At 63.7% G+C, this 21,838-nt stretch carries 18 protein-coding genes; 11 read left to right on the top strand and 7 right to left on the bottom strand.

All coding sequences use genetic code 11. The features are described from left to right. The first annotated feature begins 21 nt into the window (after positions 1 to 21). The 3 genes from MPZ60_RS24565 (at position 22) to rsmA (ending at position 4,674) form a co-directional block, all read left to right on the top strand. The gene (locus MPZ60_RS24565) at positions 22 to 2,367 is read left to right on the top strand and encodes an LPS-assembly protein LptD (protein ID WP_242607004.1); all 2,346 of its coding nucleotides are present in this window, start codon (positions 22 to 24) and stop codon (positions 2,365 to 2,367) included. 14 nt (positions 2,368 to 2,381) lie between these two features. Next, the gene (locus MPZ60_RS24560) at positions 2,382 to 3,809 is read left to right on the top strand and encodes a peptidylprolyl isomerase (RefSeq protein ID WP_034350982.1); all 1,428 of its coding nucleotides are present in this window, start codon (positions 2,382 to 2,384) and stop codon (positions 3,807 to 3,809) included. Between the two features lie 103 nt (positions 3,810 to 3,912). After that, on the top strand, positions 3,913 to 4,674 hold the full coding sequence (rsmA, locus tag MPZ60_RS24555) for a 16S rRNA (adenine(1518)-N(6)/adenine(1519)-N(6))-dimethyltransferase RsmA (protein ID WP_003072305.1): 762 nt from the start codon (positions 3,913 to 3,915) through the stop codon (positions 4,672 to 4,674). A gap of 63 nt (positions 4,675 to 4,737) precedes the next feature. Here the strand turns inward: rsmA and MPZ60_RS24550 are convergent, their stop codons facing one another. Then, positions 4,738 to 6,093 (bottom strand): aspartate aminotransferase family protein, encoded by a 1,356-nt coding sequence (locus MPZ60_RS24550; RefSeq protein ID WP_034350980.1) that lies wholly within the window; start codon positions 6,091 to 6,093, stop codon positions 4,738 to 4,740. A gap of 337 nt (positions 6,094 to 6,430) precedes the next feature. Further along, positions 6,431 to 6,685, bottom strand: a complete 255-nt coding sequence (locus MPZ60_RS24545; RefSeq protein ID WP_003066898.1) for a DUF2061 domain-containing protein — start codon at positions 6,683 to 6,685, stop codon at positions 6,431 to 6,433. 197 nt (positions 6,686 to 6,882) lie between these two features. Here MPZ60_RS24545 and MPZ60_RS24540 point away from each other — a divergent pair, with 197 nt between their 5' ends. Genes MPZ60_RS24540 through MPZ60_RS24530 form a run of 3 tightly spaced genes read left to right on the top strand, consistent with a single transcriptional unit; the run spans position 6,883 to position 8,934 of the window. Next, positions 6,883 to 7,395, top strand: coding sequence for a GNAT family N-acetyltransferase (locus tag MPZ60_RS24540; protein WP_034350978.1), 513 nt, complete (start codon positions 6,883 to 6,885; stop codon positions 7,393 to 7,395). Positions 7,396 to 7,421: 26 nt separating this feature from the next. Next, the gene (locus MPZ60_RS24535; RefSeq protein WP_003066904.1) at positions 7,422 to 7,979 is read left to right on the top strand and encodes an NUDIX hydrolase; all 558 of its coding nucleotides are present in this window, start codon (positions 7,422 to 7,424) and stop codon (positions 7,977 to 7,979) included. 58 nt (positions 7,980 to 8,037) lie between these two features. After that, positions 8,038 to 8,934, top strand: a complete 897-nt coding sequence (locus MPZ60_RS24530; RefSeq protein ID WP_034350976.1) for a DMT family transporter — start codon at positions 8,038 to 8,040, stop codon at positions 8,932 to 8,934. Between the two features lie 22 nt (positions 8,935 to 8,956). Here the strand turns inward: MPZ60_RS24530 and MPZ60_RS24525 are convergent, their stop codons facing one another. Further along, entirely contained in the window at positions 8,957 to 9,877 is a 921-nt protein-coding gene (locus tag MPZ60_RS24525) for a LysR family transcriptional regulator (protein ID WP_242881934.1), read from the bottom strand. A 158-nt stretch (positions 9,878 to 10,035) separates the two neighbouring features. Here MPZ60_RS24525 and MPZ60_RS24520 point away from each other — a divergent pair, with 158 nt between their 5' ends. From MPZ60_RS24520 to MPZ60_RS24505, 4 genes are all read left to right on the top strand, one after another. Then, positions 10,036 to 11,046 (top strand): tripartite tricarboxylate transporter substrate binding protein, encoded by a 1,011-nt coding sequence (locus tag MPZ60_RS24520; RefSeq protein WP_034350975.1) that lies wholly within the window; start codon positions 10,036 to 10,038, stop codon positions 11,044 to 11,046. A gap of 147 nt (positions 11,047 to 11,193) precedes the next feature. Then, complete coding sequence (locus tag MPZ60_RS24515; RefSeq protein WP_034350973.1) at positions 11,194 to 12,795, top strand: gamma-glutamyltransferase family protein; 1,602 nt, start codon at positions 11,194 to 11,196, stop codon at positions 12,793 to 12,795. Positions 12,796 to 12,994: 199 nt separating this feature from the next. Then, positions 12,995 to 13,918, top strand: coding sequence for an RNA polymerase sigma-70 factor (locus MPZ60_RS24510; protein ID WP_034350966.1), 924 nt, complete (start codon positions 12,995 to 12,997; stop codon positions 13,916 to 13,918). Between the two features lie 231 nt (positions 13,919 to 14,149). Continuing rightward, on the top strand, positions 14,150 to 14,647 hold the full coding sequence (locus MPZ60_RS24505) for a carboxymuconolactone decarboxylase family protein (protein WP_034350959.1): 498 nt from the start codon (positions 14,150 to 14,152) through the stop codon (positions 14,645 to 14,647). Between the two features lie 107 nt (positions 14,648 to 14,754). Here the strand turns inward: MPZ60_RS24505 and MPZ60_RS24500 are convergent, their stop codons facing one another. The 3 genes from MPZ60_RS24500 to tcuA all read right to left on the bottom strand — a co-directional run bounded on the left by MPZ60_RS24500 (position 14,755) and on the right by tcuA (position 18,642). Next, positions 14,755 to 15,738 (bottom strand): tripartite tricarboxylate transporter substrate binding protein, encoded by a 984-nt coding sequence (locus tag MPZ60_RS24500; RefSeq protein ID WP_080746050.1) that lies wholly within the window; start codon positions 15,736 to 15,738, stop codon positions 14,755 to 14,757. A 91-nt stretch (positions 15,739 to 15,829) separates the two neighbouring features. Beyond that, the gene (gene tcuB / locus MPZ60_RS24495; protein WP_034351522.1) at positions 15,830 to 17,041 is read right to left on the bottom strand and encodes a tricarballylate utilization 4Fe-4S protein TcuB; all 1,212 of its coding nucleotides are present in this window, start codon (positions 17,039 to 17,041) and stop codon (positions 15,830 to 15,832) included. A 155-nt stretch (positions 17,042 to 17,196) separates the two neighbouring features. Then, positions 17,197 to 18,642 carry an FAD-dependent tricarballylate dehydrogenase TcuA gene (tcuA, locus tag MPZ60_RS24490; RefSeq protein WP_034350958.1) on the bottom strand — a complete coding sequence of 482 codons (1,446 nt, stop codon included), beginning with the start codon at positions 18,640 to 18,642 and terminating at the stop codon, positions 17,197 to 17,199. Positions 18,643 to 18,890: 248 nt separating this feature from the next. Between tcuA and MPZ60_RS24485 the strand changes: the two genes are divergently transcribed. Beyond that, positions 18,891 to 20,906 carry a DUF2075 domain-containing protein gene (locus MPZ60_RS24485; RefSeq protein ID WP_034350955.1) on the top strand — a complete coding sequence of 672 codons (2,016 nt, stop codon included), beginning with the start codon at positions 18,891 to 18,893 and terminating at the stop codon, positions 20,904 to 20,906. Here the strand turns inward: MPZ60_RS24485 and MPZ60_RS24480 are convergent. Then, the gene (locus MPZ60_RS24480) at positions 20,890 to 21,828 is read right to left on the bottom strand and encodes a LysR substrate-binding domain-containing protein (RefSeq protein ID WP_034350953.1); all 939 of its coding nucleotides are present in this window, start codon (positions 21,826 to 21,828) and stop codon (positions 20,890 to 20,892) included. The genes MPZ60_RS24485 and MPZ60_RS24480 overlap by 17 nt on opposite strands. Positions 21,829 to 21,838 lie beyond the last annotated feature (10 nt).

Genomic DNA, 21,838 nt, shown 5'->3' with positions numbered 1-21,838 from the left:
CTGGCATGGGCGGGTGCTGGCATGCAGGCCTATGCCCAGTCGGCCGAAACGAGCGGATCGTCCTCCTCCAGCGTCGCGGGCGAGCTGCCAGCCTTGGAACTCAAGTCCAGCAGCGCGCTGCAGGAGAGCTATCCTCAGGAAGTGCGTGACCAGCAGCCCATCTATATCAAAGGTGACAGCCTGTCCGGTCAGCCCGATCTCAAGGCCTCGGTTCATGGCGGGGCAGAGTTGCGCCGCGGCGACACCATGATCCGCGCGGACAAGCTCGACTATGCGGTTCCGGACGACAGGATCAACGCCGTGGGCTCGGTCCACATCAACCAGGCCGGCAATGTCTACGAGGGTACAGCGCTGGATCTGCAGATGGATGCCTTCAAGGGCCAGTTCGACAACGCCAACTATCGCTTTCTGGCCACGGGTGGCCATGGCGAGTCCTCGCGAGTGGATTTCATCGACAAGGATCGTTCGGTCGTCCATGACGCCACCTACACCACCTGCCAGCGCGATGATGAGGCCAGCTGGGAGCCGAGCTGGGTGCTCGAGGCCAAGACCATTCATCTGGACATGGCCGAAGAGGTGGGGGTGGCCGAGGGTGCGTCCCTGAAGTTCAAGGGCGTGACCGTCCTGCCCGTGCCGCGCATGAGCTTTCCGCTCTCGGACAAGCGCAAATCGGGCCTGCTGCCGCCCATGATAGGCATGGACAAGCTCGGCGGTATCGAGTATTCGCAGCCCTATTACTGGAATATCGCCCCCAATCGCGATATGACCATCACGCCCTCGCTGATGACCAAGCGCGGCGTGAACCTGACGGGGCAGTTCCGCTATCTGGAGCCCAGCTACTCGGGCGAGACCTATGCCAGCTACATGCTGGGAGACAATCTGCGCAACCGCGATCGCTGGGGCTATTCCTGGCAGCATCGTGCGAGCTTCGACACGCCGGTCGGCGGTCTGGGGCTGAACCTCAATCTGAACCGCGTCAGCGACGGTGATTACTGGCGCGACTTCCGCCTGGCTCCCGTGGCGCTGCGCCAGCGCCTGCTGCCCAGCACGGCCAATCTGAGCTGGGCCAAGGGCGATGGGGTGCTGAGCCTCAATGTGCTGCGCTATCAAGTGCAGCAGGATGTGACTTCGCCGATTGCGCCGCCCTACAGCATGGTGCCGCAGCTGCAGTACCGCTACACGCCGCTGGACCTGCCGCATGGGCTGGATTTCTCCGTGGTGGCCGACACCACACGCTTCGAGCTGATTCGCCCCATCACGGGTCAGGTCGGCAACAACGGCCAGCGCAGCTATGTGCAGGCGCAGCTGAGCCGGCCATTCCTGTCTCCCGGCGCCTTCATCACGCCCAAGCTGATGCTGCATACCTCCATGTATCAGACCGATCAGTTGATGAGCAACGGCAGCAAGAGCGCCAACCGGACCTTGCCCACCTTCAGCCTGGACAGCGGCCTGGTCTTCGAGCGCGACACCTCCTGGTTCGGCAAGAATCTGTTGCAGACCTTCGAACCCCGAGCCTTCTATACCTATACGCCCTATCGCGATCAGAGCATGTTGCCGCTCTACGATACGGGTCGCAGCGATTTCAACTTCGCGAGTATTTTTTCCGAGAACGACTATGTCGGTCAGGACCGCATTGCCGACAACCATCTGATGACGCTGGGCGCGACCTCGCGCTTCATCGACCCTGAAAGCGGTGCGGAAAAGCTCAAGTTCGCCGTGGCCCAGCGCGTTCGCCTGTCAGATCAGCGCGTGCTGCTGCCCGGTGAGGTGGCTGCTACCAGCAAGCTGTCCGATATCCTGCTGGGTGCTGCCTTCAACTGGACCGACAAATGGTCGCTGGAAGGTACGACCCAGTACAACAAGGACTTGAACCGCACGGTCCGTACCACGGCCACGGCGCGTTACAGCCCGGGCAACTATCGCACCTTCAACATCGGCTACCGCACGCAGCTGGATACGGTCACCAAGAAGCCGTCCAGCGAGCTGGTGGACGTGGGCTGGCAATGGCCCATCAACGACCTCTGGGGTGACAAGGGCAAGGATCTGGGCGCCGGTCGCGGCCAGGGCGGTGGCCGCTGGTATGCGGTGGGCCGCCTCAACTACTCCATCAAGGACAACAAGCTGGTGGATACCGTGGTCGGCTTCGAATACGACGGTTGCTGCTGGATTGGCCGTGTGGTGCTGGAGCGTCTGCAAAGCTCGGTCATCCAGTCCAATCTGCGTCTGCTGTTCCAGATGGAGTTCGTGGGCTTCTCGCGCCTGAGCTTTGGTGCCGACCCCACCTCCAGTCTCAAGCAGAATGTGCCGCGCTACCAATATTTGCGTGAGGCGGTGACTCCGCCCAGCCGCTTTACCAATTACGATTAATCAAGGCTTTTTTCATGCGTTTTTTCTCCAAGACATCCAATGCATGTGCTGTTGCCGTGGCACTGGCTGTAATGGCTGCCGGTGTGCAGGCCCAGGGCCTGAAGAGTCCCGGCAGCAAGGCCAAGGCTGGCAATGACTCCTCTATCTCGCGTGCATTGGAGGCTACGGCCCAGCCCTCGGGGCGTCAGGCTCCAGCAGCCGCACAGGGTGTTCGCTCGGCCGATTACATCGTGGCCGTGGTCAATTCCGAGCCCATCACCAATAACGAAGTGCGTGCGCGCATGGCGCGCGTTGCGCAGAACGTGACCGAGCAGGGCGGGCAGCTGCCGTCCCAGAGCGAGCTGGCCCGCCAGGTTCTGGAGCGCCTGATTGTCGAGCGCGTGCAGTTGCAGGAAGCCAAGGACACGGGCATCAACATTGACAACATGACGGTCGATCAGGCCGTTGCCAATGTGGCGCGCCAGAACAATACCGACAAGGCCGGCCTGGTGTCGCGCCTGAAGGCCGAAGGGATTTCCGAAGCGCAGTTCCGTTCGGAGATCCGCAACCAGATGCTGATGCAGCGCGTGCGCGAGCGTGATGTGGACGGTCGCGTCAAGGTCGCGGAAGCCGACATCGATCGCTATCTCAAGGAGCAGAAGCGTCCGGGCGATGCGGCTGCAGGTGCGGCAGCCAATCTGGGCCACATCCTGATCACCGTGCCTGAAAATGCCAGCCCTGCCGTGGTGGCGGAGCGCGAGGCCAAGGCCAAGCAGGCGGCAGAAGCGGCGCGCAAGAATCCCGACTTCATCGCCGCCGTGCGGGAATTTTCGGATGTACCCAACGGTCAGGGGGGCGGCGCCATGGGCATGCGCCCCATGAGCGATTACCCCGAGCTGTTTTCTCAACAGGTGGGCAATTCGGCCGTCGGTGCCATCGTCGGTCCGTTCCGTTCGGGCGCAGGTTTCCACGTGCTCAAGGTGCTGGAAAAATCTCAGACCGGAGCACCTGTATACATCACGCAGAACCACGCCCGCCATATTCTGCTGACCGTAGGCGATGGCATGACCGAAGCCCAGGCGGCCAAGCGTCTGGAGGACTACAAGCGTCGCGTGGAAGCCGGCCAGGCCACCTTCCAGCAACTGGCCCAGGAGTTCTCCAAGGACGGCAGCGCGCGCAATGGCGGTGATCTGGGCTGGTCCTCGCCCGGCCAGTTCGTGCCCGAGTTTGAACGCGTGCTCGACAACCTGCAGCCGGGCCAGATCAGCAACCCCGTGGTGTCGCGTTTCGGCGTGCACCTGATTCAGCTGATCGAGCGCCGCCAGGAAAAGCTCACCGAGCGCGAGCAGCGCGAAATGGTTCGCAACGTGGTGCGCGAGCGCAAGGCCGAGCAGGACTACGAAACCTGGCTCAAGGAACTGCGCGGCAAGGCCTTCGTGGAATACCGCGAGCCGCCCCAATAAGCCCATTCAATCCGCTTGAAGTGCCCGGTAATGTCATCATTGCGCACCGGGCATCGGAGCTCCCCCTCATTCCAAGCGGTGCCCAGGCACCGCTTTCGCATTCATGAAACATATTCCCCGCAAGCGCTTCGGCCAGAACTTCCTGACCGACGGCGCCATCATCGACAACATCGTCCAGGCCATCGACCCCAAGGCGGGCGAACCCATGGTCGAGATCGGCCCCGGCCTGATGGCGCTGTCGCAGCCCCTGGTCGAGCGCCTGGGCAAGCTCACCGTCATCGAGCTGGACCGGGACCTGGCGGCCCGTCTGCGTCTGCGCGACGATCTCGATGTGGTCGAGTCCGATGTGCTCAAGGTGGACTTCCGTGCGCTGGCTGCGCGTCTGGGCGTGGCCAAGCTGCGTGTGGTCGGCAACCTTCCCTACAACATCTCCAGCCCCATTCTTTTTCATCTGCTGGAGCAGGTGGATGTGGTGCAGGATCAGCATTTCATGCTGCAAAAAGAGGTCATAGACCGCATGGTGGCGGACGCCGGCACCTCGGCCTACGGCCGTCTGTCGGTGATGCTGCAATGGCGCTACGCCATGGAGGATGTGCTGTTCGTGCCGCCGGGCAGCTTCAATCCGCCTCCCAAGGTGGACAGTGCCGTGGTGCGCATGATTCCGCGCGAGCAGCCTGCGGATCTTGATCCCAAGCTGCTGGAAGAGCTGGTGCAGGTCGCTTTCAGCCAGCGCCGCAAGATCTTGCGCAACACCCTGGGCAAGTGGCTGGAAGCCAAGGGCTTTGCCGGCGAGTTCGATCTGCAGCGCCGCGCGGAAGAAGTGCCTGTCGCCGAATTCGAAGCCCTGGCGGCACAGCTTTCCTGAATTTGGATGAAAAATGCTTCAATCGCTTTATAGGTAAGCGATTGAAGCTACTGATTTGATAGTTCAGTCAGTGGCCTGCAGCGCATCGCCCAGTGCGTTGATCAGCCGCTCGATCTCGGCCTGCTCGCTGATGAAGGGCGGCGCCAGCTGAATCGTGTCACCGCCGTAGCGCACATAGAAGCCGGCCTCCCAGCATTTCATGGCGATCTCATAAGGGCGCTTGGCGGGCTCGCCAGGCAGGGATGCAATCGTGATGCCCGCCGCCAGGCCGATATTGCGGATGTCCAGCACATGCCTGGCGTCCTTGAGGCTGTGCACGGCCTGCTCGAAGAAGGGGGCCAGCGCGCGCACGCGGCCCGGGCCGTCTTCGCGCTGCAGCAGATCCAGTGCCGCAATGGCTGCCGCGCAGGCCACGGGATGGGCCGAATAGGTATAGCCGTGGGCAAATTCCAGCATGTACTCCGGCCCGCCGGCCGCCATGAACTGCTCATAGATGGCGGGCGTGACCACGCAGGCTCCCAGCGGCTGGGCGCCGTTGCTGACCTGCTTGGCGATATTCATGATGTCCGGCGTCACGCCAAAGGCCTCGGCCGCCGTCATCGCTCCGAGGCGGCCAAAGCCCGTGATGACCTCGTCGAAGATCAGCAGAATGTCGTGCTGGGTGCAGATTTCGCGCAAGCGCTGCAGATAGCCGGCGGGCGGAATCACCACGCCGCCCGACCCCGACATGGGCTCCACGATCACGGCGGCGATATTGCTGGCGTCATGCAGGGCGATCAGATCGAGCAGCCGGTCTGCCAGGGCGCGCCCGTCGGTCTGGGGCTGGCCCTTGAAAAACGAACCTGCTGGCGGCTGGGTGTGCGGCAGATGGTCGGCTTCGACCCCTTGGCCGAACATCTTGCGGTTGCCCCCCATGCCGCCTACCGAGATGCCGCCAAAGTTCACGCCGTGATAGCCCTTCTCGCGTCCGATCAGCCGGGTCTTGGTGCCCTGGCCCCTGGCGCGCCAGTAGGCGCGCGCCATCTTCAGCGAGGTGTCGGCTGCTTCCGAGCCCGAGCCGGTGAAGAACACATGCTCAAGCCCCTGGGGCATCAGCGCCACGATGCGGTTGGCCAGCGCGAACGAGGCCGGGTGGCCGAACTGGAAGGCGGGTGCGTAATCGAGCTGCAGCGCGGCCTGACCAATGGCCTCGGCGATCTCGCGGCGGCCATGGCCCAGACCCGAGCACCACAGGCCCGAGAGGCCGTCGAAAATGCGCCGGCCATCGGCATCGCTGTAGTAGGCGCCCTGTGCGCCCGTGATGATGCGGGGCCTGGCCTTGAAGTTGCGGTTGCCGGTGAACGGCATCCAGTGGGCGCTTAGCCATTGTTCGTCGTGGCGCGCGAGGTCTGCGGATGTCTGGCGGTCTGCAAGCTGCATGGGAACTCCTTGGATTCCCGGCCATTGTTGGCCTTGGGCCCGGTTTGGCAAATAGCCGCAAACCCATGGGAGCGAGTCCGAATTGGCATCTTCCGCATGACTTATCCACAGTATTTTCTGATGCCGGAGAGTCAGGCTCGGATGATTTTCTGGCGTGAATGATCAGAAGCTCACAAAGAGTCTGGGATATTCAATATTTACCCATGGCTTATCAAAAGGCTTGTTCACATGATTTCTACAGATCATGAAGATGGCCGTTGCAGTCGCCCAGCATGGCCAGGGACTGCAGCAGCCATTGCGTAAAAGTGGTGGGCTGGTCGGTGTTCATAGACGGCTCTCAGGCGCTCAGTGCCTGTCCGGCAAGCGCTTGTTGCTCGCGTTTCTTCAGGCGGCGCTCCCAGACTTTTTCATGGAAGAAGAAGGCAAAGGCCTGGACCGTTGGCTCGAGCAGGCTCAGCGTCAGCGAGGCAATCAGATTGCCGGTCACGGCATAGGCGACGCAGGCGGCGACGGTGATGTGGATCACGTAGTAGCTGGCGGTCTTGGTCAGCGTGAGCTGGTTCTGGCGCAATGTCTTGATCAAGCGTGTCATCTGTTTCTCCCTGTGCGATGAATGAATGGTAGGGAGGATGGCGATGCATTTCCAATTGAGAATCATTACTATTGCGATAGCGCCTACAGACTGCTGCGAGATGAACGGCTTGCTAAGCTATGTGCCAGATTTTGATTGAAATTGGCCGTCAGCCATTGACTGATAAGCGCTGGCAGCTATTGATTTGAGAGTTTTTGATGACGGGGTCGATGCCAATTCAGCTGCGTGCGCTGGGCGCGGACGATGTGGATGCCGTGATGCGCATACAGCAGCATTGCTATGGTGCGGACTTTTCGGAGCCGCGCGAGGTGTTTGTGCGCCGTTTGCGGACGGCCGGGCATTGTTCCTGGGCGGCAGAGCAGGGCGGAGAGCTGGTGGCCTATCTGGCAGCCTATTGGTCGCGCCCCGGAGCCATCACGCCGCTCAACGGCGACTTTGCCGAATATGACGATGCCAGCGTGCTCTATCTGCACGATATGGCTGTGTCCGAGGCTGCAGCCGGCCAGGGCCTGGCGCGGCGCATGGTCCAGGTCCTGAAGGCGCAGGCCAGAGCGCGCGGCGTGCAGCGCACGGCACTGGTTTCGGTGCAGGGTTCGCGGCTTTACTGGGAGCGTCAAGGCTATGCGGTCGAATCCGTGACAAATGCTGCGCAGCAGCAACATTTGGCCAGTTACGGCGAAGGAGCGCTCTATATGGTGGGATTTATCTGACACATCGTCGGGTTGGGACAAGGATAATGCCCGCCATGCCCAATCGCTGGAAACCCAATGTGACTGTCTCGGCCATCATCGAACGCGATGGCCGTTTTTTGCTGGTGGAAGAACAAACGGCGGATGGACTGCGTCTGAACACGCCGGCCGGTCATCTCGACCCTTCCGAAAGCCCTGTCGATGCCTGTGTGCGCGAAGTCATGGAAGAGACGGCCTACAGCTTCACGCCCACGGCTCTGGTCGGCATCTATATGAACCGCTTTGTGCGCACGCGCACGGGCTCGGACATCACCTATCTGCGCTTTGCCTTTACGGGCGATCTGGGCATGCACCATGCCCAGCGCCATCTGGACGACGGCATCGTGCGCAGCGTCTGGCTCTCGCTCGACGAACTCAAGGCCACCGAGCATCTGCATCGCAGCCCCATCGTGCTGGAGTCGGTGGGCGATTATCTGGCCGGCCAGCGCTATGACATAGGCCTCATTCATGCCGATGCCAGCATCTACAAGGTGCCGCAGCTCACGCGCCCGGTGCCCGAAGAGGCCGGTGCCACGCTGGACGATGTGCTGGTGCAGATTCACTGATATTGGCATTCGGCAGTTGTGACAGGCGTGCAGGCCGGGGCTGTGCACAATGCCCTGTATGTCTGTAGCCAGCCTGATCCGACTCATGACACTGGCCGCCCTCTGGGGCGGCAGTTTTTTATTCATGCGCGTGGCCGTACCCCATCTGGGGACCGTGCCCACGGCCGTGGGACGCGGCCTGTTTTCGGCGCTGGGCCTTGGCGCGGCGTTGTTTGCCATGGGCTACCGGCCCAGGCTAGGACGCTATCTTTGGCCCTTGCTGGGGCTGGGTGTCATCAATTCCGGCATCCCCTTTCTCATGTACGCGCTGGCGGCCCAGGTGCTGCCATCGGGCTATAGCGCCATCTTCAATGCCACCACGCCACTGGTTGCTACCGTGGTGGGAGCGCTGGTGTTTGCCGAGGCGATCACGCCCGCGCGTGTGGCTGCCGTGCTGCTCGGAATTGGCGGTGTGGCGGTGCTGGCCCAGGCCGGGCCGCTGGATCTCGGCGCAGCCGTGCTGGGCGGTATGGCGGCCTGTTTTGTGGCCACGGTCTGCTATGCGTTTTCCAGCTATCTGACGCTCAGGCTTGCGGGTGCCAATGCGTCCGTGGACACGCGCGCTGCCGTTTTCATCAGCCAGCTGGGCGCGCTGATGGTGCTGACGCCGGCGCTGCTCATCGACATGGCGCTGGAGCCCGGCATGCTGGCCAGGCTGCAGGCCGCTCCGCTGTTGGCATGGGGCAATGTGGCGCTGCTGGGCTTGCTGAGCACGGCTCTGGCCTATGTGCTGTATTTCCGGCTGATTGCCGATGAAGGCCCGCAAAAAGCGCTGACCGTGACCTTTATCGTGCCCGTGTTTGCCGTGCTCTGGGGCTGGGCCCTGCTCGATGAGTCCTTGACCATCGCTCATGCCATGGGTGGCGGGCTGATTGCGCTGTCGCTCTGGCTGGTGCTGCGCCCCAAGGCGGATTGAGCCGAGGTCTCCGGCCGTCTTTTCACCAGGCGGCGGGCAGGCGCAGCTGCAACAGCTCCAGAAAGGACTGTGCCGCATGTGGCAGCGTGCGGCCGGCCAGGGTCTGAACCTCGATATCGCGCAGATCCATGCCGCGGTCGCTGAGCGCCACGGCCACGAGCGCGCCTGTGGCCACCATGTCGCGGGCGGCGATTTCGCTGGCCACGGCAACCGCCGTGCCCTGGGCCGCAAAGTTCAGCAGCGTCTTGCCGTGATTGCTCTCCAGGGCCGGCGCCAGCATCAGTCCCTGGCGGCTGCAGGCTGCATCCAGCAACTGGCGCACGGCCGTGCTGGGCGGCGTCAATGCCAGCGGATAGCGCACCAGCCTTGCCAGTGCCACGCTGCGCTCCTGCGCCAGTTCATGGCCGGATGCCACCAGCGCCAGCACGGGCGCGGCCACGCGGCAGGCGACGGCGATGCCGGGCTCGGGGGCCCGGCTGAAACACAGGCCTATGTCGGCCGTGCCGGTACGCACGGCACTGGAAACCTCGTGCGTGGGAAGCACCGTCACTTCGAAGACGATGCCGCAGTGCTCGCGCTGGAAGGCCGCGCACAGGCGCGGCAGGAATTCGCTGGCGAAGGCATCGGAGCTGGCGATGCGTACCTTGCCGCTGCGCAGGCCTTGCAAGGCCTTGATCTCGTCGAGCGCGCGCTCCGCGTCCAGCCCCGCGCGGCGCGCATGATCGGCGAGGATCTCGCCGGCGGCGTTGAGCACCATGCCGCGCGGGTGGCGCTCGAACAGCGGCGTGCCCAGGCGCGCCTCCAATGCCGCGATCTGGCGGCTGATGGCCGAGGCCGCCACATGCAGTCTTGCCGAAGCCTCACTCAGCGATCCGCATTGCGCGACTTCGTGGAAGTAGCGCAGCGCGGTGTCTTGCAGCAGCAAATGGCGGGACTCGGGCATGGCAGGCGGTGGCGGCAAAGCGCCATTGTGCCCGGTTTGCTGTTTTGGCAACGATGGCTTGCAAATTTGCCGATAGCGGCAAATGCCCCGGTTTTCTAAGATCTCCCGTTCGATGGTCGCCAGGCAGCGGCCAGCCCTCCATTTCTGTGGGAGTTGCCATGCGGGCACGGTTTACTGTTTCAACGACGCGCCGCCAGTGGCTTCAGGCCGCTGCGGCCGTGGCCGGTGGTTTGCTGGCCTTTCCGGCCCTGGCCCAGGGCGAGGCCGCCTGGCCCGGCCGACCGGTGCGCGTGATCGTGCCGTTTCCGGCCAGCGGCGCTACCGATCTGGTGGCACGCGTGATCGCGCAGCGGGTATCGCAGGAGCTGGGCCAGCAACTGGTCATAGACAACCGGCCCGGCGCCGGCGGCACCATAGGCACAGCCGAGGCCGCCAAGGCGGCGGCCGACGGCTACACCCTGCTGTTCACCACCAGCAGCACGCATGCCATCTCGCCGCATCTGATGCCCAGGCTGGCCTACAAGGCGGACAAGGATTTCAGTCCCATCGCCCACACGGCGGATGCAGCCAGCGTGCTGCTGGTCACGCCCTCGCTGCCGGTCAAGAGCGTGCAGGAGCTGATTGCCTATGCCAGGGCCAACCCCGGCAAGCTCAACTACGCCACCAGCGGCAATGGCACCATCGTGCACCTGAACACCGCCGCCTTTGCCGCGCAGGCCGGTATCCAGCTCGCCCATGTGCCCTACAAGGGCACGGCGCAGTCGATCACCGATCTGGCGGCAGGCCAGGTGCATCTGCTGTTCGATTCCATCCCCACGGGCATGCCCCATGTGGCCAGCGGCCGCCTGCGCGCCCTGGCCGTGACCGGCGACAGGCGCAGCACGCAGGCTCCGAATCTGCCCACGGTGGCCGAATCCGGCCTGCCAGGCTATTCCTCGGTCACCTGGTTCGGCATCTACGGCCCGGCCGGCATGAAGCCCGAGCTGGTTGCAAGAATCAACCAGGCCTTCAACCGCGCCATCCAGAATCCCGAGGTGATCGCCAGCCTGGCCAAGCAGGGCGTGGAGCCCGCCAAGCCGCAGACGCCCGCGCAGTTCGCGGCCATGGTGCAGGTCGACAGCGCGCGCTGGGCCAAGGTCATCAGGGACAACAACATTACTTTGGAATGACATATGCAACCCCCTGTGCGGCTGCGCCGGGGGACGGCATCCTCGGCTAGGCGCTTCCTGCCGTGAGGCGGCCCTTGCTCGATGCCTTTGGCCTGGGGCGTGTCAGTGTTAAGCGCGGCGCCCATGAATCACTGATCGGACTTAAATATGACCAACCTCATCAAGGACTGGACGCTTCCCTATGCTTCGAACCGCTCGCCGGTGCTGGGGCGCAATGTGGTCAGCACTTCGCAGCCGCTGGCCGCGCAGGCTGGCCTCTCCATGCTGCTGGCTGGCGGCAACGCCGTGGATGCGGCACTGGCTGCGGCGATGACGCTGACCGTGGTCGAGCCCACGGGCTGCGGCATCGGCAGCGACGGCTTTGCCATCGTCTGGGACGGCAAGGAGCTGCACGGCCTCAACGCCTCGGGCCGCTCGCCTGCGGGCTGGACGCCCGACTACTTTGCCCAGTTGGGCGGCATTCCGGAAAAGGGCTGGAATGCCGTGACCGTGCCCGGCGCCGTGTCGGCCTGGGTGGCGCTGTCCAAGCGCTTCGGCAAGCTGCCATTCACGCAGGTGGCCCGGCCCGCCATCGACTATGCACGCAACGGTTTCCCGGTCTCGCCCACGATTGGCACGCTCTGGGAGCTGGGCGGCAAGAAACTGGGCGACCAGCCCGGCTTTGCCGAGTGCTTTCTGCCCGGTGGCCGCGCTCCCCGGGCCGGTGAGGTGTTCAGGAGCGAAGCCCATGCGCGCACGCTGGAAGAGATTGCCGAGACCATGGGCGAGTCCTTCTACCGAGGCGCACTGGCCAGGAAGATGGTCGAGCATTCGCGGGCCTGCGGCGGCGTGATGAGCGAGGAAGACCTGGCCGCGCACCAGGCCGACTGGGTGGGAACGGTGTCGCAGAAGTTCGGTGACTCGGTGATCCACGAGATCCCGCCCAACGGCCAGGGCATTGCGGCGCTGATGGCGCTGGGCATGCTGGACGAGTTGGGCGCGGGATCGCAGCCGTTGGACGGCGTGGACAGCGTGCACCTGCAGATCGAGGCCATGAAGCTGGCTTTTGCCGACCTGCACCAGTACAACGCCGACCTCGACCATATGCGCGTCACTCCCGCCCAACTGCTGGACCGCGACTACCTGCGCGAACGCGCCCAGCTCATTGACCGTGACAAGGCCAGCCTGCCCAGCTATGGCGCACCGCGTCCCGGCGGCACGGTCTACCTGGCAGCGGCCGATGCCAGCGGCATGATGGTCTCCTTCATCCAGTCCAACTACATGGGCTTCGGCTCGGGCGTGGTCGTGCCGGGCACGGGCATCAGCCTGCAGAACCGCGGCCACGGCTTTACCACCGAGGCCGGTCATGCCAACCAGGTCGGCCCGCGCAAGCGTCCCTCGCACACCATCATTCCGGCCTTTGCCATGCATGCCGACGGCACGCCGCAAATGGCGTTCGGCGTCATGGGCGGGCCGATGCAGAGCCAGGGCCATCTGCAGATGGCCCTGCGCGTGCTGCGCTACGGCCAGAACCCGCAGGCTGCGGCCGATGCACCGCGCTGGCGCGTGACCGGCGGCAAGGGCGTGGCCGTGGAGCCGTCCTTCGATGCCGCCGTGGTTGAGCAACTGCGCGCACGCGGCCATGAGGTCAGCGTCGAGGCCGGCCATGGCGTGTTCGCCTTTGGCGGCGCCCAGCTGGTGCTGCGCGACGGCGAGCATTACATCGCGGGTTCCGATCCGCGCAAGGATGGGTGCGCGGTGGGGTACTGAGGTCCCCCCTGAGCCGCTGCGCGGCTTCCCCCCGAGGGGACGACACCTTCGGTGCGGGGCGGCCCTTCCTCGGTGTCTCTGGCTGAGGGCGCGCCGGTTTTAAGCCGGCACCCTGTCACAAAGTGCGCTGGTTCTGCGTCTAAGGCTTGGTGCCTGTCACACTGGGTGGCTGGCCCGGCCTATTTGCAGGAGACATCACGTGAGCCCCACTTCCCACACTGCGCCGTCCGCCGATGCGGGACTGCAGGATTTCGAGCGCCATCGCCCGCGTCTGTTCGGGCTGGCCTATCGCATGCTGGGCCAGCGCGCCGAGGCCGAGGATCTGGTGCAGGATGTCTGGCTGCGCTGGCAGGACAGCGAGCGCACCTCCATTGCCCAGCCCGAGGCCTGGCTGGTGACCACGGCCACGCGGCTGGCCATAGACCGGCTGCGACGCCTGCGCGTGGAGCGCGAGCACTATGCGGGCTTCTGGCTGCCCGAGCCGCTGGTCCAGCCCTGGACCGAGGCCGCTCCCTCGGCCGAGGAGCTGCTGGAGCAGGCCCATGATGTTTCCACGGCGCTGCTGTTCGTGCTGGAGCAACTGACGCCCGAGGAGCGCGCGGCCTTTTTGCTGCGTGAGGTCTTCGATGCCGACTACGCCGAAGTGGCCCAGGCGCTGGGCCGCAGCGAGGCCGCCTGCCGCCAGCTGGTGCACCGCGCGCGTGCCCATGTGAAGGCCGGGCGGCCGCGCTTCGAGGCACCCGCACAAGCCCATGCCGAGCTGTTGCGCCGCTTTGCCCAGGCTGCACGGGGCGGCGATCTGGCGCAGATCCAGGCGCTCTTCGCACCCGACGCCGCGCTGATCAGCGACGGCGGCGGCAAGGTGGCATCCTTTGGCCGCGTGCTGGAGACCGGGCGCCGCCTGGCGCTGCTGTACTTCGCCACGGCCCGGCGTCTGCGCCGCGACGGGCAGGAGCAGACCCTGCATCTGGCGCGGGTCAACGGCCTGCCGGGTCTGGTGCGCTGTGTGGACGGCCAGGTGGAGTCGGTGCAGACGCTGCTGGTCGAGGACGGACTGATCCGGCGCATCTACACGCTGCGCAATCCGGACAAGCTGACCCGCGTGCTGGTGCCGGCTGCCTGAGGGGCTGGGTTTGTCGCAGAAGGCAAAAAACAATAGCTGCTACCGCTAGTTAATCAACAAATTCAGATAGTTTTATTGCTGAATTCGTTTAGTAATGAGCGATAACAGCTATGTTTATTGATGGCCCGGAGATGGATGGCGGACCCTGTCACAAACCGCAGCGCTGCCGCGTCTAAGAGCTATGGGCCGGCCGCAGGGGCGGGCCTGCAATGTCCCTCAAGGAGTATTCACATGGCCGACATCGCCAATCCCACCGCCAGCCCTATTGCCATCCCCACGCCGCGTCTGGACTTCCGTGCGCTGGCTCCCGAACTCTACAAGGCGCAGGCCGGTCTCAACGCCCAGATTGCGCGCTCCAGCCTCGGTGTGCAGCTGCTGGAGCTGGTCTATCTGCGCGTCTCGCAGATCAACGGCTGCGCCTTCTGCGTGGACATGCATGTGCGCGAGCTGCTGTCGCGCGGCGAGGACCTGCAGCGCATCAACAGCGTGGTGGTCTGGCGCGAGGTGGACTTGTTCGAGATGCGCGAGCGCGCCGCGCTGAACTGGGCCGAGCGCTGCACCCAGCTGAGCCAGGCCCATCCCGGGCTGCAGGACTTCGAGGCCCTGCGCCCCTACTTCAGCGAGCGCGAAATCGTGGAGCTCAGCTACGCCATCGGCTGCATCAATGTCTGGAACCGTCTGTGCGTGGGTTTTGCGGCTCCCGTGGAGAAAAAGCCCATCACCGTCTGAGCTGCTGCGCGGCGCCCTCTCTCGCCGCCCTGACCTGGATTGCGCCCAATTCATGCGTTATGCCATCGGCGCGAGCGGGTTTGTGCTCTCAGATCGTGAACACGCTTTCAGTTCTGGGTGATCTTGCGTTCCTTGACCACCTTGCCCCATTGCTCGTACTCCTTCTTCATGAAGGCCGCGAACTCGGCCCGCGTCGTGGGCTGGGGCGTCAGGCCGTGGACCTTGAGCGCCTCGGCCACGCCGGGGTCCTTGAGCACCTTGACGATTTCCAGGTTCCAGCGATCCAGCACGGGCGTGGGGGTCTTGCCGGGGGCGACGAAGGCATACCAGTTCAGCGCCTCGAAGCCGGGGAAGCCGGCTTCGGCCACGGTGGGGATATTGGGCATATAGGCGGGGCGCGTCAGACCCGTGGTGGCCAGCGGAATCAGCTTGCCTGTCTCGACATGCGGCAGGGCCGTCGGGGGTGCGGCGAAGTAGGAGGTGACGCGCTCGCCCAGCAGGTCCTGCAGGGCCGGTGCGCCGCCCTTGTAAGGCACGTGAACCATCTCCACGCCGGCGCGCTGGTTGAACAACTCGCCTGCCAGATGCGAGGCCGAGCCCGCGCCGGTCGATGCATAGTCCACGCTGCCGGGGCTCTTCTTGGCCTTGGCCACGAACTCGGCCAGGTTCTTCACGCCCGCGCCCTTGTGCACCACCAGCACATTGGGGAAGTTCACACCGCCCGAGATGGGAGCCAGATCGGAGAAGGGGTTGTAGCCTACCTTCATGATGTGGGGCGCAATCGTCAGAGGGCCGATGGATCCGAACAGCAGCACCGATCCGTCGGTCGGTGCCTTGGCCACGAACTGGTGGGCGATATTGCCGCCTGCGCCGCCCTTGTTGTCCACCACCACGGTCTGGCCGATGTTCTCGCCCAGCTTCTTGGCAATCATGCGCGCCGCCGCGTCGGCGGCGCCGCCTGCGGCAAAGCCCACGACCAGGGTCACGGGCTTGTTGGGCAGCCAGTCAGGTGCGGCCTGTGCCGCCGAGCCCAGGCTCAGCAGGGAGGCGGCCACGGCCGTGGCGCGCAGGAAATGGCGTTTGTTCATCATGGGATGTCTCCTTGGTCGGAAAGGAATGCCGGTATCCCGGCTGATTTTTTTGAAAGCAGGCACGGAGGGCGTGCCTGTCATGGGACTTCGCTCAATCAGCGCCCAGGCCGATGGGGCTGGGCTCGCGCTTTTCGGTGTTGTGCCGCAGCAGTGCAGCCGTGCGGAACACGCCGTGGGCAAACTTGCCGTAGGGCAGGGTGGCAAACAGCGCAATCACGGCGCCCAGGTGCAGGCACAGCAGCAGTGCCAGCGCCGGCGTGGTGCGGCCCAGCCATAGCGCGAGACCGCTGGCAGCCACCAGGAACAGCAGGGCGATGAAGCCGAGGTCCATGGGCTTTTGCTTGGCATCGCCATGCAGCGGATGGCGCGCGCGGTTCAGCATCCAGAGGCCGGCCGTGCCGATCATCAGGCTCACGCCGCCCAGGGCACCCAGAATCTTGGGCAGACTGGGCAGCTCGTAGGGAGCAGGCAGATCAAAGACATAGTGATAGACCGTGGCCAGGCCCGTGGCTGCAAAGCACAGCATGAAGCCGTAGAAGGTCAGGTGGTGGAAGCGGCGGCGCTTGAGCGTGTACTCGTCGTCCTCGTTGTGGCAGCCGTCGCCATGGCCGCCGTCCAGGTATTTCAGGCGCAGCACGTCGTGTGTGGCTTCGGCAGCGGCAGGGCCGCTGACATCCACATTGCTGGTGGCGGGCTTCACATCCTTCCAGAACCGGCGCACGCCCATGGACAGCGCAAACACCACGAACAGGAACACCGGCGCGAAGATGCCGACCAGCAGATTGTGCGGGAACAGGTTGTAGAAGTTGTTGCCCAGATTGCCGTTCCACAGCTGGCCAATGCCACCTTGCGCTGCGACGGCCAGCGCCAGGAACAGGAAGAGTCCGGCCACCAGTGCCAGGGACAGGGTCAGGCCGTTCTTCTGGTACAGCTTGCCCATGGCGGGCGGCCAGGCATAGTCGGCATAGGTCTGGCCGCGCACTTCGGCCATGGCCTTGGGAATGTTGATGCCGAATTCGTGCGGCGGTGCGTACTGGCAGGCGTGCAGGCAGGCGCCACAGTTGTGGCAGAGATTGGCCAGGTAATGCACATCGGCCTTGCCGAACTCCAGACGGCGCGTCATGGCCGGGAACACGGCGCAGAAACCTTCGCAATAGCGGCAGGCATTGCAGATCTGCATCACGCGCGCCACTTCGCTTTCGGCAGCGGTTTCCGTTGGGGCGGGGAGGATGGGAACCACCTTGCCGGTGGCCAGGGTCTGGGCTTCCTTGCCCAGTTCTTGCAGGGATTTCAGGGTTTGCATGTCAGTATCAATGATGTTGAGCGTGATTCGCATCACTTGAAACTGGCGTGCTCCAAGTCAGAGACGCCGAGCAAGGGCCGCCCCGCAGCGAGGGCGTTGTCCCCCTCCCAAAGAGGGAGGGGGAAGCGGCGAAGCCGCTCAGGGGGTGTTTCATTTCAGTCCTTTACGGCGCCATGAATAGCGGGTTTGCCTGCAGCCGCGAGAGCAGCATTGCGTCCGGCAATACGGCCAAAGGCGGTGCCTATCGACATGCCCACGCCAGCCGTGTAGCCCTTGCCCAGCACATTGCCGGCCATCATTTCGCCGGCCACGAACAGGTTCTGGCTGGGTTGATCCTTGAAGCGCACGGCGGAGGTGTCGTCCACCTTCAGGCCCAGATAGGTGAAGGTCACGCCGGGGCGCAGCGCATAGCCGTAGTAAGGTCCGGTATCGAGCGGGCGCGCCCAGTGCGTCTTGGCCGGAGCCAGGCCTTCGGTGTGGCAGTCGTCCAGCGCGGTATGGTCGAAATGGCCGACCTTGCAGCTGCTGTTGTAGGCGTCGAGCGTGGCCATGAAGGTGTCCACGTCCAGCCCCAGCTTCTGCGCGAGCTCGGGCAGGGAATCGGCCTTCACACCAGGGAACACCGGCGGCATGAAGCGGCCTATGGCCTTGCTGTCGATGATGGAGTAGGCGATCTGGCCGGGCTGCTGGGCCACCAGGCGGCCCCAGATCGCATAGCGCTTGGGCCAGAAGTCCTCGCCCTCGTCATAGAAGCGCTGGGCATCGCGGTTCACCACCACGCCCAGCGAGACGCAGTCGATACGCGTGCATATGCCGCCGTCGTACAGCGGGGCGCGGGCATCGATGGCCACCATGTGCGCTTGTGTGGGATCGCCCAGGCCGTCGGCCTGCTGCTCTTGCAGCATATGCTTGAGCAGTACGCCCTGGTTGAAGGCCGTGCCGCGGATGATGAAGTTGTCGGCCGGCCATTCGCCGCGCTCGTTCTGGCCCCAGGCCTCGCGCAGCCATTCGCGGTTGGACTCGAAGCCGCCCGCCGCCAGCACGCAGCTTTTGGCCGTGATGCGCTGGCTGCCATCCTTGGTCTTGACCCAGGCAGCCTGGAACCGGCCATTCTCGATTTCGAGCTTGTCCACGGGGGACTCGTAGCGGATTTCCACGCCCAGCTTTTCGGCGCTGCGGAAATAGGCGTTCACCAGCGCTTTGCCGCCGCCCATGAAGAAGGCATTGGTGCGCGCCACATGCAGCGCGCCCGACAGCGGCGGCTGGAAGTGCACGCCATGCCTGCGCATCCAGTTTCGGCAGGTCGAGGAGGCCCGGATCACCATGCGCGCCAGATGCTCGTTGGTGATGCCGCCCGTGACCTTGAGCAAGTCCTGCCAGTACTCTTCTTCGGGATAGGCCTCGACCAGCACGTCCTGGGGAGCGTCGTGCATGCAGCGCAGATTGCGGGTGTGGCCGGAGTTGCCGCCGCGCCATTCGCGCGGTGCGGATTCGAGCAGCAGCACGCGGCTGCCGGCTTCGCGCGCCATTAGCGCGGCGCACAGGGCGGCATTGCCACCACCGATGACGAGTACATCGGTGTCAAAGGCTTCAGTTTTCATGATGGGCTGCCACGGACGGGGGGGCCGGTGGCGGTTCAACGTGGGGGAATCGAGCGCAGGCGGCGACCCCGCGTGAGAGGGGGGACACCGTCAAACAAGTATTGAACCGGAATGTAGTGAGTGCCGCCTCACCCGTGTAGCAGGGGGAGGGGATAGGGGTATCACGATTTGTGATGAATTGACGCCGAAGCAGCTCGCATTGCCGTGCGCGGGCTATGCTCAAACGGTTTTGGACATCGCCCTTAGAAATGAAAAAACCTTCCCAGCGCGCTGCATACATCGCCACGATTCAGGAATTTTTTGCTGCCTCAGACCATACCATCTTGGGGCAACTTTCCATCGCATCCGAAGGTGATGTAGCGACGGAGCAAATGGGGGCTTGGAAGCAGCAGATCGAAATTCTCCGCGAGGCGCTCGACTCCAGTATGGAAGGCATGATCGGCTTTGAGTTCGTCATCCCCCGCATTGGCCGGCGCGTGGATAACTTGCTGCTTTTGGGGAACAAAGTGGCGGTACTGGAGTTCAAGGTGGGCGCCAAGCAATACGACGCGGCGGCGCAAACACAGGTTTTGGACTATGCCTTGGACCTGCGCAACTTTCATGGGGGCAGCCATACGGCAGTGATTGCACCCATCTTGGTAGCGACTGCTGCGCCGGATGTGGAGCAGGTCTATACCTACCCAGTGGATGGCATCTACCCTGTCATCCAAGCCAATACCGACAGCTTGCGCGCGGTGCTGGCGAAGTTCGCGCAGTCTGCCGCAGGGCTTGAACTGGACTATGCAGCCTGGCTGGCTGCCGGATACCGGCCAACGCCTACCATTGTGGAGGCCTCGCAAGCCCTCTACAAAGGTCATGGGGTGGAGGAGATTACGCACTCCGAAGCCGGGGCAGAGAACTTAGGAGCTACCACCGAGGCGTTGACGGCGGCGATTGATCGTGCGCGGCAGTTCAAGCGAAAGGTGATTTGCTTTGTGTCTGGCGTGCCAGGTGCAGGCAAGACTTTGGCGGGGCTGAACTTGGTGTGCGAGCGCCGCAAACATGATGCTGATGAGCAAGAGCATGCGGTGTTCTTGTCGGGCAATGGCCCTTTGGTGGATGTTTTGCGGGAGGCGTTGGCCCGCGATGAAGTGCTGCAAAGCAAGCAAAGCGCCCAGCCCGTCAGAAAAAACGATGCAGAGCGCAAAGCCAAGGCGTTTATCCAAAACATTCACCATTTTCGAGATGACAACCTTAAAAGCGAGGCGGCGCCTGTTGAGGGGGTGGTAGTTTTTGATGAAGCCCAGCGCGCATGGGACCGCGAGCAAGCCAGCAAGTTCATGCGTACCAAGCGCAACCAGCCCGACTTTGACCAATCAGAGCCAGCTTTTTTGATTGGTGTGATGGACTGGCACGAGGGCTGGGCTGCCATTGTTTGCTTAATTGGCGGAGGCCAAGAAATCAACACCGGCGAAGCCGGATTGGAAGAATGGCTGCGCGCGCTGCGGGACCGCTTTACGCATTGGGATATCTATCTTCCCGCGCAATTGGAGAACAGCAGCTATCTGCACAGCTTTCAGTTGTCAGAGATAAAACATAGCCAAATCGTGCGCTCGCCCGCATTGCACCTAGGGGTGTCGCTACGATCTTTTCGTTCAGAGCGGCTGTCACAAGCCATCGCCGCCGTGATGGCTGGCGAGATTGCTGAGGCAAAAGCGCAGCTGCAGCAAGTGCTCAAACATTACCCCATCGTGCGCACGCGCTCGTTGGCACAGGCCAAGCAGTGGCTTAAAAGCAAGGCACGGGGCAGCGAGCGCTATGGGGCGTTGGCATCCTCGGGCGCCAAGCGCATCAAGCCCTTGGGCTTGAATATGGGCGTGAAGATCGACCCTTGTGCATGGTTCTTGAACGATGCCAATGACGTGAGATCGTCTTATTACCTGGAAGATGCCGGCAGTGAGTTCGATGTGCAGGGCTTGGAGTTGGATTGGACCATGGTGGTTTGGGATGGCGATTTGATGTACCAGCCCCAGAGCCCATCCGCCCCCTGGCGCTTTCGCAGCTTCAGCGGCACGCGGTGGCAAGAGATTCGGCAAGAGGTCGATCAACGCTATCGCTTGAATGCCTACCGGGTGTTGCTCACCAGAGCGCGCCAAGGCATGGTTATTGTGGTGCCCGAGGGCGACGAACAAGACTCAACGCGCGATTCGCAGTTTTATGACCCGAGCTGGGAATATTTGGCGCTTTTGGGTATTCCCGAGGTGCTTATTAGGACACCAGCTTAGCCCCCACCCATCCCCCTGACTGCACCAGCTGGCGGGCGCAATCCATCAGCACTATGCGGGCGGCAAGAGCTGCTGGCGAGAGCTCATCGTCCGACAGGCTGCACAGCGCGGCCTTGCGCCGCACCGAGTCATCGGCGATTTGCGACCACTGAAAACGCTCGGCAGCATCACGGTACATGCCCACGGCCGACCAGGGCTGGACTGTGGCGCCCATGCCGGCAGCGACCGCTTCCATCAGCAGGGACAGCGAGTCGATTTCCATGGCCATCTGCGACTGGAAACCGGCGCTGGTGAACGAGGCCATGATGGAGCTGCGCAGGCCGTGGCTGCCCGAGGGCAGGATCAGAGGCACTTGCTGCAACTGCTCCAGGCTGATGGGTACTTCATGCCGAATCTGCGGCGCCACCGGTTGCTGGCGCGACTGAATCAGAAACAGCTGCTCTTCCAGCAGCGGCATCACGCTCCATCGCCGGGCGCTCTGAGTATCGAAAAGGATAGCCAGATCCAGCTGTCTGGCGTTGAGAAGACTCGTCAGATGCCCCGAGAGGGCTGACACCATGTGCAGCCTCACATCGGGGTAGCGTTCGCGCATGGCTCGCATCAGCGGCAGGCCCAGCACATTGGCAATCGTGGGCGACAGTCCCATGCTGACAGCGCCCGACAGCCGCGCCTGCTGGGCCGCATGTATGGCCTGCTGGGCATGGCGCAGGGTCAGTTGGGCCTGGTGAAAAAAGGCCTGGCCGGCCTCGGTGGGGATGACTCCGCGTGGTGTGCGCTGCAGCAGCCGGGTCGAGAGTTCCGACTCCAGGCGGCTGATCTGCTGGCTCAGCGCCGATTGCACCATGTCCAGATCCAGCGCCGCCCGGCTCATGGAGCCCAGTTCAACAATTCGTACAAAGTAGCGCAGCTGGCGCAGTTCCATGGCAAATCCT

The sequence above is a fragment of the Comamonas sp. 7D-2 genome (assembly GCF_022749555.1).
Taxonomy (GTDB): domain Bacteria; phylum Pseudomonadota; class Gammaproteobacteria; order Burkholderiales; family Burkholderiaceae_C; genus Comamonas; species Comamonas thiooxydans.
The sequence above is the reverse complement of the archived record's forward strand: the minus strand, read 5'-3'. Positions and strand labels throughout refer to the sequence as shown.

Bases quoted from the DNA above. Each gene is read 5' to 3' on its own strand.
- MPZ60_RS24565 (WP_242607004.1), top strand. From the start codon at position 22: ATGCAGGCCTATGCCCAGTCGGCCGAAACGAGCGGATCGTCCTCCTCC.
- MPZ60_RS24560 (WP_034350982.1), top strand. From the start codon at position 2,382: ATGCGTTTTTTCTCCAAGACATCCAATGCATGTGCTGTTGCCGTGGCA.
- rsmA (WP_003072305.1), top strand. From the start codon at position 3,913: ATGAAACATATTCCCCGCAAGCGCTTCGGCCAGAACTTCCTGACCGAC.
- MPZ60_RS24550 (WP_034350980.1), bottom strand. From the start codon at position 6,093: ATGCAGCTTGCAGACCGCCAGACATCCGCAGACCTCGCGCGCCACGAC.
- MPZ60_RS24545 (WP_003066898.1), bottom strand. From the start codon at position 6,685: ATGACACGCTTGATCAAGACATTGCGCCAGAACCAGCTCACGCTGACC.
- MPZ60_RS24540 (WP_034350978.1), top strand. From the start codon at position 6,883: ATGACGGGGTCGATGCCAATTCAGCTGCGTGCGCTGGGCGCGGACGAT.
- MPZ60_RS24535 (WP_003066904.1), top strand. From the start codon at position 7,422: ATGCCCGCCATGCCCAATCGCTGGAAACCCAATGTGACTGTCTCGGCC.
- MPZ60_RS24530 (WP_034350976.1), top strand. From the start codon at position 8,038: ATGTCTGTAGCCAGCCTGATCCGACTCATGACACTGGCCGCCCTCTGG.
- MPZ60_RS24525 (WP_242881934.1), bottom strand. From the start codon at position 9,877: ATGCCCGAGTCCCGCCATTTGCTGCTGCAAGACACCGCGCTGCGCTAC.
- MPZ60_RS24520 (WP_034350975.1), top strand. From the start codon at position 10,036: ATGCGGGCACGGTTTACTGTTTCAACGACGCGCCGCCAGTGGCTTCAG.
- MPZ60_RS24515 (WP_034350973.1), top strand. From the start codon at position 11,194: ATGACCAACCTCATCAAGGACTGGACGCTTCCCTATGCTTCGAACCGC.
- MPZ60_RS24505 (WP_034350959.1), top strand. From the start codon at position 14,150: ATGGCCGACATCGCCAATCCCACCGCCAGCCCTATTGCCATCCCCACG.
- MPZ60_RS24500 (WP_080746050.1), bottom strand. From the start codon at position 15,738: ATGATGAACAAACGCCATTTCCTGCGCGCCACGGCCGTGGCCGCCTCC.
- tcuB (WP_034351522.1), bottom strand. From the start codon at position 17,041: ATGCAAACCCTGAAATCCCTGCAAGAACTGGGCAAGGAAGCCCAGACC.
- tcuA (WP_034350958.1), bottom strand. From the start codon at position 18,642: ATGAAAACTGAAGCCTTTGACACCGATGTACTCGTCATCGGTGGTGGC.
- MPZ60_RS24485 (WP_034350955.1), top strand. From the start codon at position 18,891: ATGAAAAAACCTTCCCAGCGCGCTGCATACATCGCCACGATTCAGGAA.
- MPZ60_RS24480 (WP_034350953.1), bottom strand. From the start codon at position 21,828: ATGGAACTGCGCCAGCTGCGCTACTTTGTACGAATTGTTGAACTGGGC.